At 58.0% G+C, this 14,469-nt stretch carries 12 protein-coding genes and 1 pseudogene; 5 read left to right on the top strand and 8 right to left on the bottom strand.

Features of this window, described 5'->3' with window-relative positions; translation table 11 throughout:
- The 6 genes and pseudogenes from gcvT to glyA all read right to left on the bottom strand — a co-directional run.
- A pseudogene (gcvT, locus tag J7416_RS20875) lies at window positions 1-127 on the bottom strand (glycine cleavage system aminomethyltransferase GcvT); the annotation flags it as partial.
- Window positions 128-143: 16 nt separating this feature from the next.
- Window positions 144-566: a universal stress protein gene (locus J7416_RS20880; protein WP_209227482.1), complete on the bottom strand. Its 423-nt coding sequence runs from the start codon at window positions 564-566 to the stop codon at window positions 144-146.
- 77 nt (window positions 567-643) lie between these two features.
- Window positions 644-2,014: a sodium:alanine symporter family protein gene (locus J7416_RS20885; protein WP_209227484.1), complete on the bottom strand. Its 1,371-nt coding sequence runs from the start codon at window positions 2,012-2,014 to the stop codon at window positions 644-646.
- Window positions 2,015-2,038: 24 nt separating this feature from the next.
- A complete protein-coding gene (gene lipA / locus J7416_RS20890; RefSeq protein WP_209227486.1) occupies window positions 2,039-2,983 on the bottom strand; it encodes a lipoyl synthase in 945 nt (314 codons plus the stop codon).
- 14 nt (window positions 2,984-2,997) lie between these two features.
- Complete coding sequence (lpdA, locus tag J7416_RS20895) at window positions 2,998-4,380, bottom strand: dihydrolipoyl dehydrogenase (RefSeq protein ID WP_209227488.1); 1,383 nt, start codon at window positions 4,378-4,380, stop codon at window positions 2,998-3,000.
- Window positions 4,381-4,391: 11 nt separating this feature from the next.
- Window positions 4,392-5,660, bottom strand: coding sequence for a serine hydroxymethyltransferase (gene glyA, locus J7416_RS20900; protein ID WP_209227490.1), 1,269 nt, complete (start codon window positions 5,658-5,660; stop codon window positions 4,392-4,394).
- Window positions 5,661-5,792: 132 nt separating this feature from the next.
- On the opposite strand from glyA, the gene J7416_RS20905 reads away from it, so the two are divergent.
- The 5 genes from J7416_RS20905 to J7416_RS20925 all read left to right on the top strand — a co-directional run bounded on the left by J7416_RS20905 (window position 5,793) and on the right by J7416_RS20925 (window position 10,262).
- The gene (locus J7416_RS20905) at window positions 5,793-6,395 is read left to right on the top strand and encodes an XRE family transcriptional regulator (RefSeq protein WP_209227492.1); all 603 of its coding nucleotides are present in this window, start codon (window positions 5,793-5,795) and stop codon (window positions 6,393-6,395) included.
- 234 nt (window positions 6,396-6,629) lie between these two features.
- Entirely contained in the window at window positions 6,630-6,956 is a 327-nt protein-coding gene (locus tag J7416_RS20910; protein WP_209227494.1) for a potassium channel family protein, read from the top strand.
- A 165-nt stretch (window positions 6,957-7,121) separates the two neighbouring features.
- Window positions 7,122-8,201 carry an AI-2E family transporter gene (locus J7416_RS20915; protein WP_209227496.1) on the top strand — a complete coding sequence of 360 codons (1,080 nt, stop codon included), beginning with the start codon at window positions 7,122-7,124 and terminating at the stop codon, window positions 8,199-8,201.
- Entirely contained in the window at window positions 8,198-9,262 is a 1,065-nt protein-coding gene (locus J7416_RS20920; RefSeq protein ID WP_209227498.1) for an HlyD family secretion protein, read from the top strand. The genes J7416_RS20915 and J7416_RS20920 overlap by 4 nt, the downstream gene beginning before the upstream one ends.
- On the top strand, window positions 9,252-10,262 hold the full coding sequence (locus J7416_RS20925; protein ID WP_280636879.1) for a DUF2955 domain-containing protein: 1,011 nt from the start codon (window positions 9,252-9,254) through the stop codon (window positions 10,260-10,262). Before J7416_RS20920 ends, J7416_RS20925 begins: the two co-directional genes overlap by 11 nt.
- A gap of 83 nt (window positions 10,263-10,345) precedes the next feature.
- Here J7416_RS20925 and J7416_RS20930 read toward each other — a convergent pair whose 3' ends face one another.
- Both J7416_RS20930 and J7416_RS20935 read right to left on the bottom strand, forming a co-directional pair.
- Entirely contained in the window at window positions 10,346-11,980 is a 1,635-nt protein-coding gene (locus J7416_RS20930; RefSeq protein ID WP_209227502.1) for a N,N-dimethylformamidase beta subunit family domain-containing protein, read from the bottom strand.
- 6 nt (window positions 11,981-11,986) lie between these two features.
- Complete coding sequence (locus tag J7416_RS20935) at window positions 11,987-14,461, bottom strand: CoA transferase (RefSeq protein WP_209227504.1); 2,475 nt, start codon at window positions 14,459-14,461, stop codon at window positions 11,987-11,989.
- Window positions 14,462-14,469: the final 8 nt, after the last annotated feature.

The raw sequence follows: 14,469 nt of genomic DNA on the forward strand, positions 1-14,469 counted from the left end.
ACTGCTTATGCTCACCCATAATCCCCAAAGGATACTGAACAGGCATCTCCCACCCAGCAAAATCAACCAGCTTACCGCCCAACTCAACATGCAAGTCGTACAATGGCGTGCGTTTCAATTCGGTCATAATTCTAGCCTTTCAATCAGCGAGACTGGTCGCGAACGACCATGACGGTGCAATGCGCGTTACGCACGACACGGGCGAGGTTCGGGCCAATCTCATAGTTCGGGAAATCGCCCTTGGTCGACGCCATAACGATCAGATCGAAGCCGTCCTTATAGGCGAGCTTCAGGATTTCGCGGTAAACGCTGCCTTCTTCGACATGCACAGGAACGTCGGAGGCATTGGCGTGATCCAGAATGGCCTGCACTGCATTGCGCACGTGGTCTTTCGCGCCTGCGCCATAGTTGGCGGGCAGGTTCGGCAGCTGGATAATCTCGGGGATGACGGCGACCGTGTGCAGCTCCGCGCCATAGAACTTGGCCTGTTCCAGCGCGAGCGGCAGGGCGTTCTTCCACGAGCGGTCGTCAGTGTGGTCAATCGGCAGCAGAATTTTCGTGGCCATCTCGTCTCTCCTAGAGATATGAAATTTGTTTCTAAGCAGGGGGGCCGAGTCGGCCCCCCGTTTGTCTCAGGACCGGATCATTCGGCGGGCTTGCCGCCGGGTTCTTCGGACTGACCGTTCGATGCAAAGAACTCTTTCGTCAGTTTGAAGACGATCGGGCTCAGCAGGGCCAGGGCGATCAGGTTCGGGATTGCCATCATAGCGTTCAGCGTATCCGCCAGCAGCCAGATGAAACCCAGATCCGCAGTTGCGCCGAAGTAAATCGCGATGATCCAAAGCACGCGATATGGCATCAGCGATTTGACACCCAAAAGGAACTCGACGCATTTCTCGCCGTAGAACGACCAGCCGAGGATTGTGGTGAAGGCAAAGATCGACAGCGCGATTGCGATCAAGTGACCGCCGCCCGGCAGTGAGGTCGCAAAGGCCAGCGAGGTCAGCGCCGCGCCGGATTCACCCGACGTCCATGCGCCGGTCGAGATAATTGCCAGACCGGTGATCGAGCAGACGATGATGGTGTCGATAAACGTACCAAGCATCGCGATCAGGCCCTGGTTGACCGGGCCTTTTGTCTCGGCTGCGGCATGCGCGATCGGAGCAGAACCCAGACCGGCCTCGTTCGAGAAGACACCACGTGCCACACCAAAGCGGATGGCGGCCCAGACTGCAGCGCCTGCAAAACCGCCTTCGGCTGCCGACGGGGTGAAGGCATAGGTGAAGACCAGCGACAGAGCGTGACCAATATTGCCGATGTTGATCAGCAGCACCAGCAGGCCGGCGATGATGTAGGCGATCGCCATGAACGGAACCAGCTTACCGGCAACTGCGCCGATGCGGGTGATGCCGCCTAGGATAACGGCTGCGGTCAGGACCATCAGAACAATACCGGTGACCGAGGTGTTCACACCAAAGTTCGATTCCAGCACCTGCGCCACACCGTTGGCCTGGACGCCGTTGCCGATGCCGAAGGCCGCAATTGCGCCGAACAGAGCGAACGCTACGCCCAGCCAGGCCCATTTCGCGCCGAGGCCGTTCTTGATGTAGTACATCGGGCCGCCGACATAGTTGCCCAGCTCGTCTTTTTCACGATATTTCACCGCGCAGACAGCTTCGGCATATTTGGTGGCCATGCCCACCAGGGCGGTCATCCACATCCAGAACAATGCACCCGGACCGCCCAGGAAGACAGCAGTGGCCACACCGGCGATGTTACCCGTACCGATGGTCGCCGACAGCGAAGTCATCAGCGCGTTGAACGGGCTGATCTGGCCCTCGCCCTGACCTTCGCGGCCTTTGAACAGCAGGCTGAAACCTGTGCCAATGCGCAGGATCGGCATAAATTTAAGCCCCACCTGCAGAAAGAAGCCAACGCCCAGAATGAGAACCAGCATCAGCGGCCCCCACACGACGCCATTTATGGCCCCTACGATTGAATTTAACGCTTCCATGGTTTCCCTCCCATTTGCGTTTGGTTATGCCCCGGCGGCGATGGCCCGCTGACGGGCCTGCTTGAGGGCGGCAAAATCTTCGTCCGCATGGAACGACGAACGGGTCAGCGGGGTCGCCGACACGTGCACAAAGCCCTTGGAACGCGCGATCTGTTCCAGTTGGGCAAATTCTTCGGGTGACCAGAACCGGTCGATCGGATGATGCTTCGCAGTCGGCTGCAGATATTGGCCGACGGTCAGAAAATCGACCTGTGCCGCGCGGAGGTCGTCCATAACCTGCCGCACGTCATTCAGGCTTTCGCCCAAGCCAACCATCAGGCCGGATTTGGTGAAAATCTCAGGCCTGGCGCGCTTGGCATCGTCCAGTAACCGCAGCGAGGTGTAGTAGCGCGCACCGGGGCGCACCGTTGGATAAAGGTGCGGAACGGTTTCCAGATTATGGTTGAATACGTCGGGGGCAGCGTCAAAGACCAGATCAGCTGCGTCCCCTTTGCCCAGAAAGTCGGGGGTCAGAACTTCTACCGTTGTGCCCGGATTCTGGTGACGCACGGCACGGATGGTTTGGGCAATATGTTCGGCACCTCCGTCGGCGAGGTCATCGCGGTCGACCGACGTGATGACCACATGGCGCAGGCCCAACTTTTTCACTGCAGCCGCCACGCGGCCCGGTTCAAACGCGTCCAGCGCGTCGGGGCGTCCGGTGGCGACGTTACAGAAGGAACACCCCCGCGTGCAGACCTCGCCCATGATCATCATGGTGGCGTGGCGCTTGGACCAGCATTCGCCGATATTGGGGCATGCAGCCTCTTCGCACACCGTCGCCAGATTGTGGTCGCGCATCAGGCGGCGGGTTTCATAGTACTCAGGCCCGTCGATCTTTTTCTTGCGAATCCATTTCGGCTTTCGCGGGATGACGCTGTCTGCCTTTTTGGCCTTTTCCGGGTGCCGGGGGCGAAGCTGGATGGTCATCTGGCGTTTCCCTCTTATGCGTGAATTGCGCGGCCCAGGGCGTCAAGGCAGGCCTCTTTGACCGCCTCACCTATTGCCGGGTGTGCGTGGCAAGTTGCGGCAACCTCGGCGACAGTTGCGCCTTTGGTCATGGCCAGAACAAGCTCGGCGATCAGATCGCCACCGTGGGCACCACAGATATGCGCGCCGAGGATTTTACCATTGGGGTCAGCAAGTACCTTGACCGCGCCGTCCGTCTCTCCGGTCGACCGCGCGCGTGAGTTGGCCATGAAAGCAAACTTGCCAACTGAGTACTCGGTTTCAGTCTCTTTCAAGGCTTCCTCGGTCAAGCCGACCGAGGCGACTTCGGGGTCCGTGTAAACAACGCCGGGAACGGTGTTGTAGTCGACATGACCGGCCTCCCCGGCCAGCATCTCAACACAGGCAACGCCGTCCTCTTCGGCCTTGTGGGCCAGCATTGGACCCGGGATACAATCCCCAATCGCGTAGATGCCTGGTACCGATGTGCGGAAGCTACCGTCGACTTGAACAAAGCCGCGCGGGTCTAGGGCTATCCCCAGTTCTTCCAGCCCCAACCCGCGCGTTACAGGTCGGCGTCCGACGGCGATCAGGACCTTGTCGGCCTCAATCACCTCTTCCTTGTCTTTGCCGACCCGATCCAGTGTCAGCGTCAACCCGGTATTGGTCTTGTCGATGGTTTTCAGGGCGCGTCCAAGCTGGAACTTCAGCCCGCGCTTCGACAGGGCACGCTGCGCAAGTTTCGCGATCTCGCCGTCAATTCCCGGTAGAACCCGATCCAAGTATTCGACCACGGTGACCTTGGCACCCAAGCGGGCCCAGACCTGCCCAAGCTCCAGTCCGATAACCCCGGCACCGACGACAACCAGATGTTCGGGCACCGCATCCAGCGCGATCGCACCGGTCGAGCTGAGAATGTCCTGTTCGTCGATTTCGATCCCGTTCAGCGGAGTGGGCTCGGAACCGGTCGCGATCAGGATGTTCTTTGCCTCATAGACATCATCACCAACTTTGACCTGACCATCCGCAGGAATGCTGGCCCACCCTTCGATCAACTCGACACCGTTCTTTTTGAACAGAAAACCAATGCCCTTGGTCAGATCGCCGACGATCTTGTCCTTACGACCCATCATCGCGCTCAGATCAACGCTGGCCCCCTCGACCGCAATGCCATGGGAGGAGAGGTGTGCAAGTTCGGCATACTTGGCCGAGGAGGTCAGCAGCGCTTTGGAGGGTATACACCCCACATTCAGACAGGTTCCGCCAAGAGCACCGCGTCCTTCCACGCAGGCCACTTTCATGCCTAGCTGGGCCGCGCGGATTGCAGCGACGTATCCGCCGGGGCCACCCCCGATGACGATAAGGTCGTAGATGCTCATTGGTTGTTCTTTCAGTAGATCGGATGGTTGGCGCACAGGGCGCGCACTTTTTCGCGGGTTTCGGCTTCGACGGTCGCGTCCCCCTCGGAAGAGTTCGCCAAAGCGTCCAGTACGTTGCCGATCAAGTGGCCGATTTGCTTGAACTCTTCCGGTCCAAACCCGCGGCTGCAGCCCGCGGCGGTACCCAGACGGATTCCGCTGGTGACCGTTGGCTTTTCCGGGTCATGCGGCACGCTGTTCTTGTTGCAGGTGAACCCGGCACGCTCCAGCGCGGCTTCGGCGTCTTTGCCGGTCACGCCCAAGGGCCTCAGGTCGACCAGCATCAGGTGGTTTTCAGTACCACCCGAAACGATGTCACACCCCCGCGCCATCATGACGTTTGCCAAAGCCGTCGCGCTGTCGACAACGCGCTGCATGTATTCCTTGAACTCAGGCTTGAGCGCCTCGCCAAAGGCAACGGCCTTGCCAGCAATAACATGCATCAGAGGACCACCCTGCAAACCCGGGAACACGGCCGAGTTGATCTTTTTCGCCAGCGCTTCGTCGTTGGTCAGGATGATCCCACCGCGCGGCCCGCGCAGGGTTTTGTGAGTGGTCGAGGTAACCACATGTGCATGACCGATTGGAGAAGGGTGCAGACCGGTCGCAACCAGACCTGCGATATGGGCCATGTCGGCCAGCAGCCAAGCGCCAACCTCGTCAGCGATATTGCGGAACCGCGCAAAGTCGATCTTTTGTGAATAGGCTGATGCGCCCGCGATGATGAGATTGGGCTTTTCAGACTTGGCCAATGCTTCGACCTGGTCGTAGTCGATCAGCCCCTCCTCCGTCAGGCCATATTGAACCGGGTGGAACCATTTCCCGGACTGGGCTGGCTTGGCACCATGGGTCAGGTGACCACCGGCATCCAGTGACATGCCAAGGATCGTATCGCCGGGGCTGAGCAGCGCCAGTTTGACGGCTCCGTTCGCCTGAGCACCAGAGTGTGGCTGAACATTCGCGAATTCGCAGCCGAACAGTTTCTTGAGGCGCTCGATCGCTTCGACCTCAACCTCATCCACGTACTCGCAACCGCCATAGTAGCGGCGGCCGGGGTAACCCTCGGCGTATTTGTTGGTCAGTACGGAACCCTGCGCATCGATCACTGCCTGCGAGACGATGTTCTCGGACGCGATAAGCTCGATCTGCTCGGCCTGACGCTTGCCTTCACGATCAACCGATGCGGCGATAATGGGATCTGCATCCATGAGCGGCTTTGTAAACAAGATTTCCTCCTCCATACTCGAATCCCAAGTACGAAATTTTGTTTCCTATAGTGGAATTCGATCCCTTATGGCAACGGATATCTCGAATTTGTGAAGTTGTTTAAGTATGGGGAAATAGGTAACCTGCGGAAAATCAGGGAGATTTCTATGACCGATGACAATCTGAACGACGCCATCGGACCGGAAGATCAAGACGAAGGCGCGGCTTTGGGGCGATCGATCCGGGACGCGCGCCGGGCAAAAGGGTGGACCTTGGAAGAAGCGGGGCGGGCCGCGGGAATCGGTCGCTCGACGCTTTCCAAGATCGAAAACAACCAGACGCGCCCCAGCTTCGATATCGTCCGAAGGCTGACGCAGGCGCTGGACATGAGCACTCCGCAATTGTTCCTGCAATCGGGTCAGACCGGCATATCAGGACGTCGCGATTTCACGCCCAAGGGTGCGGGTGAAATGCGAGACACATCCACCTATTTGCACGAGTTGCTGTGCCCTGAACTGACCAGCAAACGGATGCTGCCTTACATCGCCACGATAAAAGCGCGCGATGTATCCGAATTTGAAAACTGGATCCGGCACACCGGTGAAGAGTTCATGTACGTTATCAGCGGCGAGTTGATCTTTGTCTCGGAACACTATCGACCTTTGCCGATGAAGGCCGGTGACTCGCTGTATTACGACAGCGGCATGGGGCACGGCTGCCTTTCGACCAGCAAGGAAGACGCGCGGGTTTTGTGGGTGTCGCTAGAGTAGCTGTTTGCTTGAGACTTCCAAAGACCACTGACAAAAGCAGGACCCCAAACGGGTGCTGAGGGTTGAGCCAAAACCGCAGCTCGCGCTTATTCGACCATTCAGCGGCATGCCGATAGAGCCTCAAACTTTCTACCCACAGCAGGTCGGGTGAACTAAAAAGTCCGGAAAACCGGATACTTCCGAATTAATTCACCAAATGCTATGTGTTGATGCATCAATCGGAAGAATGGTGCTATGAACTCATTAACCAGAATAACCCGAGGGATAGGCGTCGCGCTGCAAGATGGCCGGGTGAAGGGACTTCTGGCCTTTACGACGGGCATGATCTTGTGGGCGTCGATCTTCTATCACTATGTCGAAGGATGGAGCTGGCTCGATTCCATTTACTTCTCGGTCGTGACGATTTCGACGGTAGGGTTTGGCGACTTTTCACCTGAAACGGCAGCAGGGAAAATTTTTACGATGGTGTATATCATCGTTGGCCTCGGCATTTTCGTGACCGCAGCAACCACAGTTGCGGACACGATCCTGTCCCAGGACGACGAAAAAGCCGAAAAATAAATCCGAAACGCGTTCACACTTAGACCCTCCATCGGCTGCGCAGTTCAGCGCCGCGGCCGGGCATAATGCGTGTGTTCAGGGAGCTAGCGCCCTCTACAATATATATAATATACATATCGTGTTTTTTGAGTGTAACATTCAGAAAACAAACACTGGAGGGATGGTATGGAAAAGACCCAGGACGCGAAGATTGTAGATCTCGCGATAAGATTGCTGTTTCTCGGCTTATTCCTCTACAGCGCTTTGGTAATGGTTGCGCCGCTGGCAAGCGTGGTCATTTGGGCGACGATCCTGTGCGTTGCACTCTATCCGGTTTTCGATTGGCTGCAGTCCAAATTGGGCGGGCGCAAGAAACTCGCCACTACGATACTGGTCCTGCTGGGCCTTGTTCTGACCTTGGGGCCAGTCGCAACGGCGGTATCCGGAGCCGCGGAACTTGGGTCAGAATTTGCGGAACAGGCAGACAAGGGTGAGCTGAAAATCCCGCCGGCACCTGAAGGCCTCAATGAACTGCCGTTGGTCGGCAACAAGATTGCGGAAGTCTGGGGCTTGTTCGAAAGAAACCTGGATGGCGCGCTTGCCAAATATGGCGCACAGATTCTTGAAGTCACCAAATCCCTGTTCGGACGGGTGCTGAGCATCGGACTTGGGCTTTTAGCCTTGGCCCTGTCCGTCTTGATCATGGGCGCACTGTTCAGCCCTGGGCCCAGTCTGGTGCAAGGCCTTCAGCGCTTTGCCAACCGGGTCTTTGCGCCCCGTGGCGGCGAATTCGTGACACTGGCTGGCGCGACGATCCGCAATGTGACAAAGGGTGTGATCGGTGTGGCTGCAATTCAGGCGGTCGTCGTTTGGATATTGCTGGCGCTGTTCGGGATCAACTCGGCCGCCACGCTGGCATTTATCTGTCTGATCCTCTCGATCATCCAGATCGGGCCCGGCTTGGTTCTTTTGCCCGTGATCATTTACGCTTGGAGCACAATGTCCGGTGGCACAGCGCTGATCTTTACCATTCTGGCCGTTCCGGTCACGATCATGGACAGCTTCCTAAGGCCTGTGTTCATCTCGAAAGGGCTTGAGACTCCGATGCTCGTCATCCTCATTGGCGTTCTTGGCGGCATGATGGCGTACGGATTGATCGGCATCTTCATGGGCCCGGTTCTGTTCGCTGTATTTTATGAGCTGTTCAAAGTCTGGATCGACGCCCCCGCAGAGGCCGATAGTGCTGCCGAAGGAGCGGCGAAATGAGAAAGACCATTTGGACCACTCTGGCCGTCATTCTTGTCTTTCTGGTCTGGTACCTGGTCGCCGATCGAAAAACGCCGTTTACCGGGAACGCCCGCGTAAAAGCCATTGCGACCCAGATGGTGCCACAGGTCACCGGAACAGTGACCGAGGTACTGGTCGAAAACGGTCAGGTCGTCTCGGCCGGAGATGTTCTGGTTCGGATCGACTCCAGGCCTTACGAAATTGAACGCGACAAGGCTGAAGCTGATCTTGAAGCAGCCACGCAGGAGGTGGGCGCATCCTCGGCCGAGGTGAGGGCCGCACAAGCCAAGCTGGCGCGGGCTCAGAGTGATCTGGACACGATACGCATTCAGACCGAGCGCGTTTTTGCGCTGGAAAAGAAGGGATTGATCGCCGTCTCGAAGGCCGATGATGCCCGGGGTCAACTGGCAGAGTCTGAGGCAAACTATGAGAACGCCAAAGCGGATCTTGAAAAGGCAAAGCAGAGACTGGGCGACGACGGGATTAAAAACCCAAAAATCCAGCGGGCCCTGGCGGCATTGGCAGATGCCGAGCTGAACCTTGAATGGACGGAACTGCGCGCTCCGGCAACTGGTGTCATATCCAATCTGCTGATTGCCCCCGGAACCTATGCGCGATCTGGTCAGGACCTGCTGACGTTCCTAGATGCAACAGACGTTTGGATCGAGGCTTACTTTACCGAAAACAACCTCGGCCGGGCTGCGGTGGGGTCTCCTGTCGACGTCGTTCTGGACATGCATCCGGGCCAGATTGTTCCGGGCGTGATCGAGAGCTTCAGCGCGGCTGTATCCCTGAGTGGCGGAGATGAACCCGGCCAGTTGGCGAGCCCGCCAAGCACTAAAGGGTTTCTGCGCGAGCCAGAACGGTTCCCGGTTCGTATCGTCCTGCCGGGATATGAGGCCGGAAGCGCCGAAGACGATCTGCGCTTTCAACTCAATGGGCAGGCCGATGTGATCATGTACCTGAGCGACAATTCCCTGCTGAACGTGGTTGGTCGGACCTATATCCGTTTGGTCTCAATCCTGTCCTATGCCTACTGAGGACCAAAAATCCATTTTTCGGCTCGCGCTGGGGGTGACCGGCGTTTTTGCTTTGGGCTTGTTTCTAGGGTGGCCGTTGGCGGTTGTGGGGGCGGTTTTCACAGCGCTGTTCCTTCAGGCCCCCGCCGCGCTGCCGTTGGCGGCATTCGGAAAGCTGTTTGTTTTCTCAATAGGATTGATGTTCATCGCGTTTCTATTGTCGTCGGTATTTGCGCCCTACCCGGTGGTCTTTCTGATTTTAGTAGCGATCGGGATCATCCTGTCTTTCACATGGTCCGTTTCCGGGGCCGGTGTCTTGCCCGGCGTCATAGCCCTTATGGGGGCGTTGATGATCCCAAACCTTGTTTTGCAATCGCAGGATTTGGCGCTGGTTTTGGTGTTCTGGATACCGTTGAACCTGCTGTTTGCAGGTTTCATATCGACTCTGATGTTTGTGTTGATACCGGCGGAACCTCAGACAGCCGCTCAGAAGAAAGCTGACGCGCCACCAGATTATGACCCCTTTCGGCGGATCGTCAGAATGTCCCTGGTGACGGTTCCATTTGCCATGGCTTTTTTTGTGTCCGGCGCGTCAGCCTTGTTGGTTCTGTTCTTTGTCGCCCTTTTGAGCCAACAACTGGCGGCAATGCCGTCGATGGGGAAAACGGTCGCCAAATCCATGCTAACAGCAAACCTGCTTGGGGCAGCGGTGTCGATCGTCTGTTACGAGATTAACGTGATCGCGCCGGTTATCCTGACACCCATTTTGTTGAGTTTGTTCGTCTGTTTCTCACTTGGAGCACTGGGAAAATCAAAAATCCCGCTCGCTGCAGCCGCCGGATCAGCGCTGACAACGGTTCTGATCGTGTACGGCGGGTCGATTGCACCTTTTTCGGACGAAGCGGACGTCAAAAGCATCACGCGTGTACTGCAGGTCGCAAGCGCCGCCTTTTTTGTGATTGTCGCCTATGTGATCGTTGACGAGTTCTGGCCTGAGAGAAAGCGCGAGCTCGCGCACTGACACAACAAGAACTGTGGCATTGAATCGAGGACGACGGAACGCCGCCTGGGGCACCTTGGACCGCCACACTCCTGTTTCATTGATCAATCCGTAGTGCAAAACCTGTTCAGCACATTTCGGGTAATCCGCTCTACCTGTTGGTCCTTGGAAATCAGGCCCATGACCCATTCGCATGTGCCTGCTGTGAAAACCTCTCCCTTGCCGCGTCGCCAATGCAGGATAACGCCGTTTCCGCGCTTGCTGCGATCCAGATTGTCTGGCGTAACAGCTCCGAATTGCGCCGCAGCTTTGAACCGCGCGTCCTCGTCACCGATGTATATGGTCTCACCCCAAGTCCCGTGGTCAGGTTCGATGTTTGTCGCCAAGCCCATCGCCAGGATCACCAGGTTCGGATCTGCACCGTCTTTTCCGGTGGCAAAGGGCAGGCCATCCTCCATTTTGTAATCTACCCCGTCCACCTCGTAACCGAATATGCGTGCGCCGGCCCCCAGCTGGTCACCATATCCCAGCTCGGTTCCTGCCAGCGCCCAGTGATCGGGCCGGTACACGGTGAAACCGCAACTGCCCTGCCCCACGCAGCGCCCTAACCCTGCGTAGACTCCTTTTAGGCCGTTCGCGCCAAAGGTTTCCGCCCCGGGCCAATTGACCGGGGGGACTTCCCATGCGGCGGTGACCAGATGCTCTTGATCCGTTCCAAATAACGGGTCCTGATTGGCCTGGTACTTGTAGCAGACCTGAGTGCGCCCCTCATCTTCGATACGCGTTTGCCATAGGAAGTTCCCCGCAAACCGCGCCACTCTGCCCCCATTCTCGGTAAAGCGGTCCACTGAACGTCGCATGTTGGCAGACCAATACTCATCATGCCCAACGAAGACCGCGCATTTGTAGCGATCCAGAAGATCAGGTTGGGCTTCCAGATCATGCTGCGTGGCGATATCAAATTCGAACCCCTCCGCCTCGAGCCAGCGGGCGAAATGCCGTTCGTAGCTGGCCCAGCCTGCAGACGCGTATTTCTTTGAATAGCCATAGGCATAGGCCCACTCCATATATGGGTAACGCACTATGTTGCCGGGGGTATGAGGCGCCTCGGGTACGGCCCGAGGCGCACCGTTTGGAAGTTTACAAAAGCCGCGGCTCCAAGGGCGTTGGGTCGAGACCACTGGCGAGAACGCGTTCCCCTCCGGTCCGGTGATCCCCTCGTAATGGTTCGAGCCGCCCCAGCAATTGTAGGCGAGCCAGGTACCCGTGGCGCAAATCAACACCATACGCGGTAATGGGGTATTAATTTGGCTACGGATTAGGATCAGGTGATGCTCCTCGACACGATCGCCGTCCCGCTCAGCGGATAGTGTGATCAGGTACCCGCCGGGGCGCCAGTCTGTGGGGATGGTTAACTGATGACTGACCTGCCAATCGCACCCTTTGACCGAACAATCATCGGGTGTCTCCTGATGACATCCAATCAAACTTTCCTGCCGCAATAGCGGCTCATAGACCAGTCCGTCACGACCGACTTCAAAGTCCCATTTCTCGGCAGTGGTCGAAACATGCAGCGCCACGTTTTCGCCCGGCGCATAGGTCATGCGGGGCGTGTAGCCCCAGATCTCCAGCACAGCTTCGTCCCGAGCTGGCCCGATGTAATAGTTGTCGACGATATGCCGCGCCTTGGCGCGGGTGCGGGGTGTCGTGGCGGGCGATGGTCCTTCTGAAGACGTCATTTTCAACTATTCCGGCAGGTACTTTTCCGACCAGCTTTCGCTGGCCGCACCGGTTTCGATCATGGTCGCGATACGATCCTCGGAGAAGCCCAATTCCAGAAGAATCCGACGGGTATCTGCACCATATTTTGGCATCGGGCGTGGAATGGTGATCTTTGCCTTGGAGGGGCGCACCGCGTTGGGCGCAACCAGATCGCACCAGCGGCCCATCGGATGCTGATCATGGCGGATGGCGCTGAACGTGCTGCAGTTCAAATCGACCTCGCCTTTGCTTTCAAGTTGCAAAGCCGCGTCGCGTGTCTCGTGCAACGACCCGAGCGGTATCACCGTGGACGAAGAGCCGGCAAAGGCATCAGCCCAATATGCAGCGGGGCGCGTGGCGAAACGCTCGGCCAGCGATCCGGTCAAGCTTCCGTCGGGCAGATCAGCTAGGTCCGTAAGCTCGGCAACCGCACGCAAAGCGCCCTGCTTTTCCGTCGGCGCGGCGAAAAACATCCAGCCATCCGCCGCCCGGTAGCAGTGATAGAACGGCCCCCAGCCCAGCGCCTCTCTGCCCGAGGGTTCGTCAAAGGGCGCGCGCCCGTCAAAATCGTACATCAGCTGTGCCTGGATCAGATTGCCAGCACCCGCCAAAGCCGCCCGGGCAATACCGCCTTTGCCGGTACGTTCCAGTCGCAGCAGCGCAGCCCCCAGCGCGACACAAGCGCAGTATCCGGTCAGAACGTCAATGGTTCCGAAATGAGCGTGTTCTTCTGGCGTTTGCATGCCGCCCCCAAATCGGACCATGACCCCGGTCGCCGCTTGCGCAAGGTCGTCATAGCCCAGGTGGTCCGACTTTGGACCACGCGCCGGGCCGCCAAAGGCATCCAGCTGGACCAGTATCAGACGCGGGTTGAGTACGGCCAATCGCGCCTCGTCCAAACCCAGCGCATCGCGCTGTTCGTCCGTCCCATTCAATGTAATGACATCGCTTTCAGCAATCAGACGGCGCAATGCGTCCTGTCCATCCTCACTACGCAGGTTCAACAGAATGCTGTCTTTCCCACGGTGGGCGTGCAAGCCAAAAACCACGGTGTTCCAAGGGTCAACCGAAGGGTCAACGGGCTGGACAGACGTCACCTTGGCTCCGAACCGGGCAAGGGTCGAGCCAATGGTGGGCCCAGCGATCACGTTGGTCAGATCCAGAACCTTCAGCCCGTCAAGCCAGCCTCTGGTTCCTGTGCCGACGACGCCCGATCGTTTCGGCTCGGCCAGAATATCCGCAATCGGCGCGCTGTCTGGTATAGCGCCTGGACGCTTATCGACTGCCGCCGCGTCGCCCGCAAGCCAGGCTACATTGCCCATCTGTCGCATCTTTCCGTGGCGCGGATCCTCCACTTCAACGACCAATCCCGAGGCCAAGGCATGTGGGTCGGCCAACCATTCCTGACTGTATCGTTGGGCGGTGGCCGGTGCTTTGGCCGCACCAAACAGCGCCTCCCACTCGCCCGAAGGACGCGTCAGAAACGCTGCTTTTATTGCCGAAGATACGCGCTCACGGTCCTTGTCGCCCACGGGGTAATTCCGCAACGACCATTCGTCCGGCCATTCAGCTTTGTCCAGATAGGCGTCGAAATCGGGCAGCTCGTCGGCCAGTTGTCTTAGTCCCAACGTCTCTAGCACACGACGCGGGTGTGTCTTCACGCTGCCCGCAACGACATAGAAACCGCGCCCGTCAGCGCAGGTATAAGTGCGGTAGAACGGGTCGAGAAACTCTTCCAACTCGGCAAAGCTCAGATCCATCGGCAACCCTTCGGCGAAGCGTCGATCCAGTTCCACTTCGCGCGGGGATTTGTAGCGATCAGGATAGTCTTCGATCTGCTCGCAATTGTAGACAAGCCCTTCCAGCAACGCCGAGGCCAGCGGCACCTCGATATGCTCGCCGCCATTATCGTCGCGGGCAAGCAACGCGAATTGAACCGCCATGGCCCCAAACGCCGATCCGTAAGCCGAAGCCAAGGTCAAAGGTGTGAACGAGGGGTTGATCCCCATCAGGCGGCGGTTCAATCCCATGTCGGTGAATTGTCCCGTGCGGGCGGCAATGATCGCTTCCCAAGCGGGAAGATCGGCCAGCGCCGGGTCCGTGGATGCGAAACCGGGCAGCGACAGCGACACTATACGTGGGTTAATCGCACGCAGGTCCTGCGGTCCAAGCCCTAACCGCTGCATAACGCCAGGGCGAAAATTCTCGATCACCACGTCCGATCGGGCGATCAGATCCTGTGCGGTGGCTAGGCCCGCTCGCGTTTCAAGATCCAGTGTAACAGCGGTTTTTCCACGTGACAGCATGTCAGTCGCAGGCTCTTTCAGCCTGGGCCCACCGGGCGGATCAACGCGGATCACTTGCGCCCCCATATCGGCCAGCATCATACCAACAAGCGGTCCAGCCAAGTATTGTCCAAAATCCAGAACCCGGATGTGCTCCAATGGGCGAGTATTCATTTCGATCT

The sequence above is a fragment of the Ruegeria sp. R14_0 genome, from assembly GCF_017743975.1.
Classification (GTDB): Bacteria; Pseudomonadota; Alphaproteobacteria; order Rhodobacterales; family Rhodobacteraceae; genus Ruegeria.

Excerpts from the sequence above, each read along its gene's own strand:
- J7416_RS20880 (WP_209227482.1), bottom strand. The coding sequence starts at position 566 with ATGGCCACGAAAATTCTGCTGCCGATTGACCACACTGACGACCGCTCG.
- J7416_RS20885 (WP_209227484.1), bottom strand. The coding sequence starts at position 2,014 with ATGGAAGCGTTAAATTCAATCGTAGGGGCCATAAATGGCGTCGTGTGG.
- lipA (WP_209227486.1), bottom strand. The coding sequence starts at position 2,983 with ATGACCATCCAGCTTCGCCCCCGGCACCCGGAAAAGGCCAAAAAGGCA.
- lpdA (WP_209227488.1), bottom strand. The coding sequence starts at position 4,380 with ATGAGCATCTACGACCTTATCGTCATCGGGGGTGGCCCCGGCGGATAC.
- glyA (WP_209227490.1), bottom strand. The coding sequence starts at position 5,660 with ATGGAGGAGGAAATCTTGTTTACAAAGCCGCTCATGGATGCAGATCCC.
- J7416_RS20905 (WP_209227492.1), top strand. The coding sequence starts at position 5,793 with ATGACCGATGACAATCTGAACGACGCCATCGGACCGGAAGATCAAGAC.
- J7416_RS20910 (WP_209227494.1), top strand. The coding sequence starts at position 6,630 with ATGAACTCATTAACCAGAATAACCCGAGGGATAGGCGTCGCGCTGCAA.
- J7416_RS20915 (WP_209227496.1), top strand. The coding sequence starts at position 7,122 with ATGGAAAAGACCCAGGACGCGAAGATTGTAGATCTCGCGATAAGATTG.
- J7416_RS20920 (WP_209227498.1), top strand. The coding sequence starts at position 8,198 with ATGAGAAAGACCATTTGGACCACTCTGGCCGTCATTCTTGTCTTTCTG.
- J7416_RS20925 (WP_280636879.1), top strand. The coding sequence starts at position 9,252 with ATGCCTACTGAGGACCAAAAATCCATTTTTCGGCTCGCGCTGGGGGTG.
- J7416_RS20930 (WP_209227502.1), bottom strand. The coding sequence starts at position 11,980 with ATGACGTCTTCAGAAGGACCATCGCCCGCCACGACACCCCGCACCCGC.
- J7416_RS20935 (WP_209227504.1), bottom strand. The coding sequence starts at position 14,461 with ATGAATACTCGCCCATTGGAGCACATCCGGGTTCTGGATTTTGGACAA.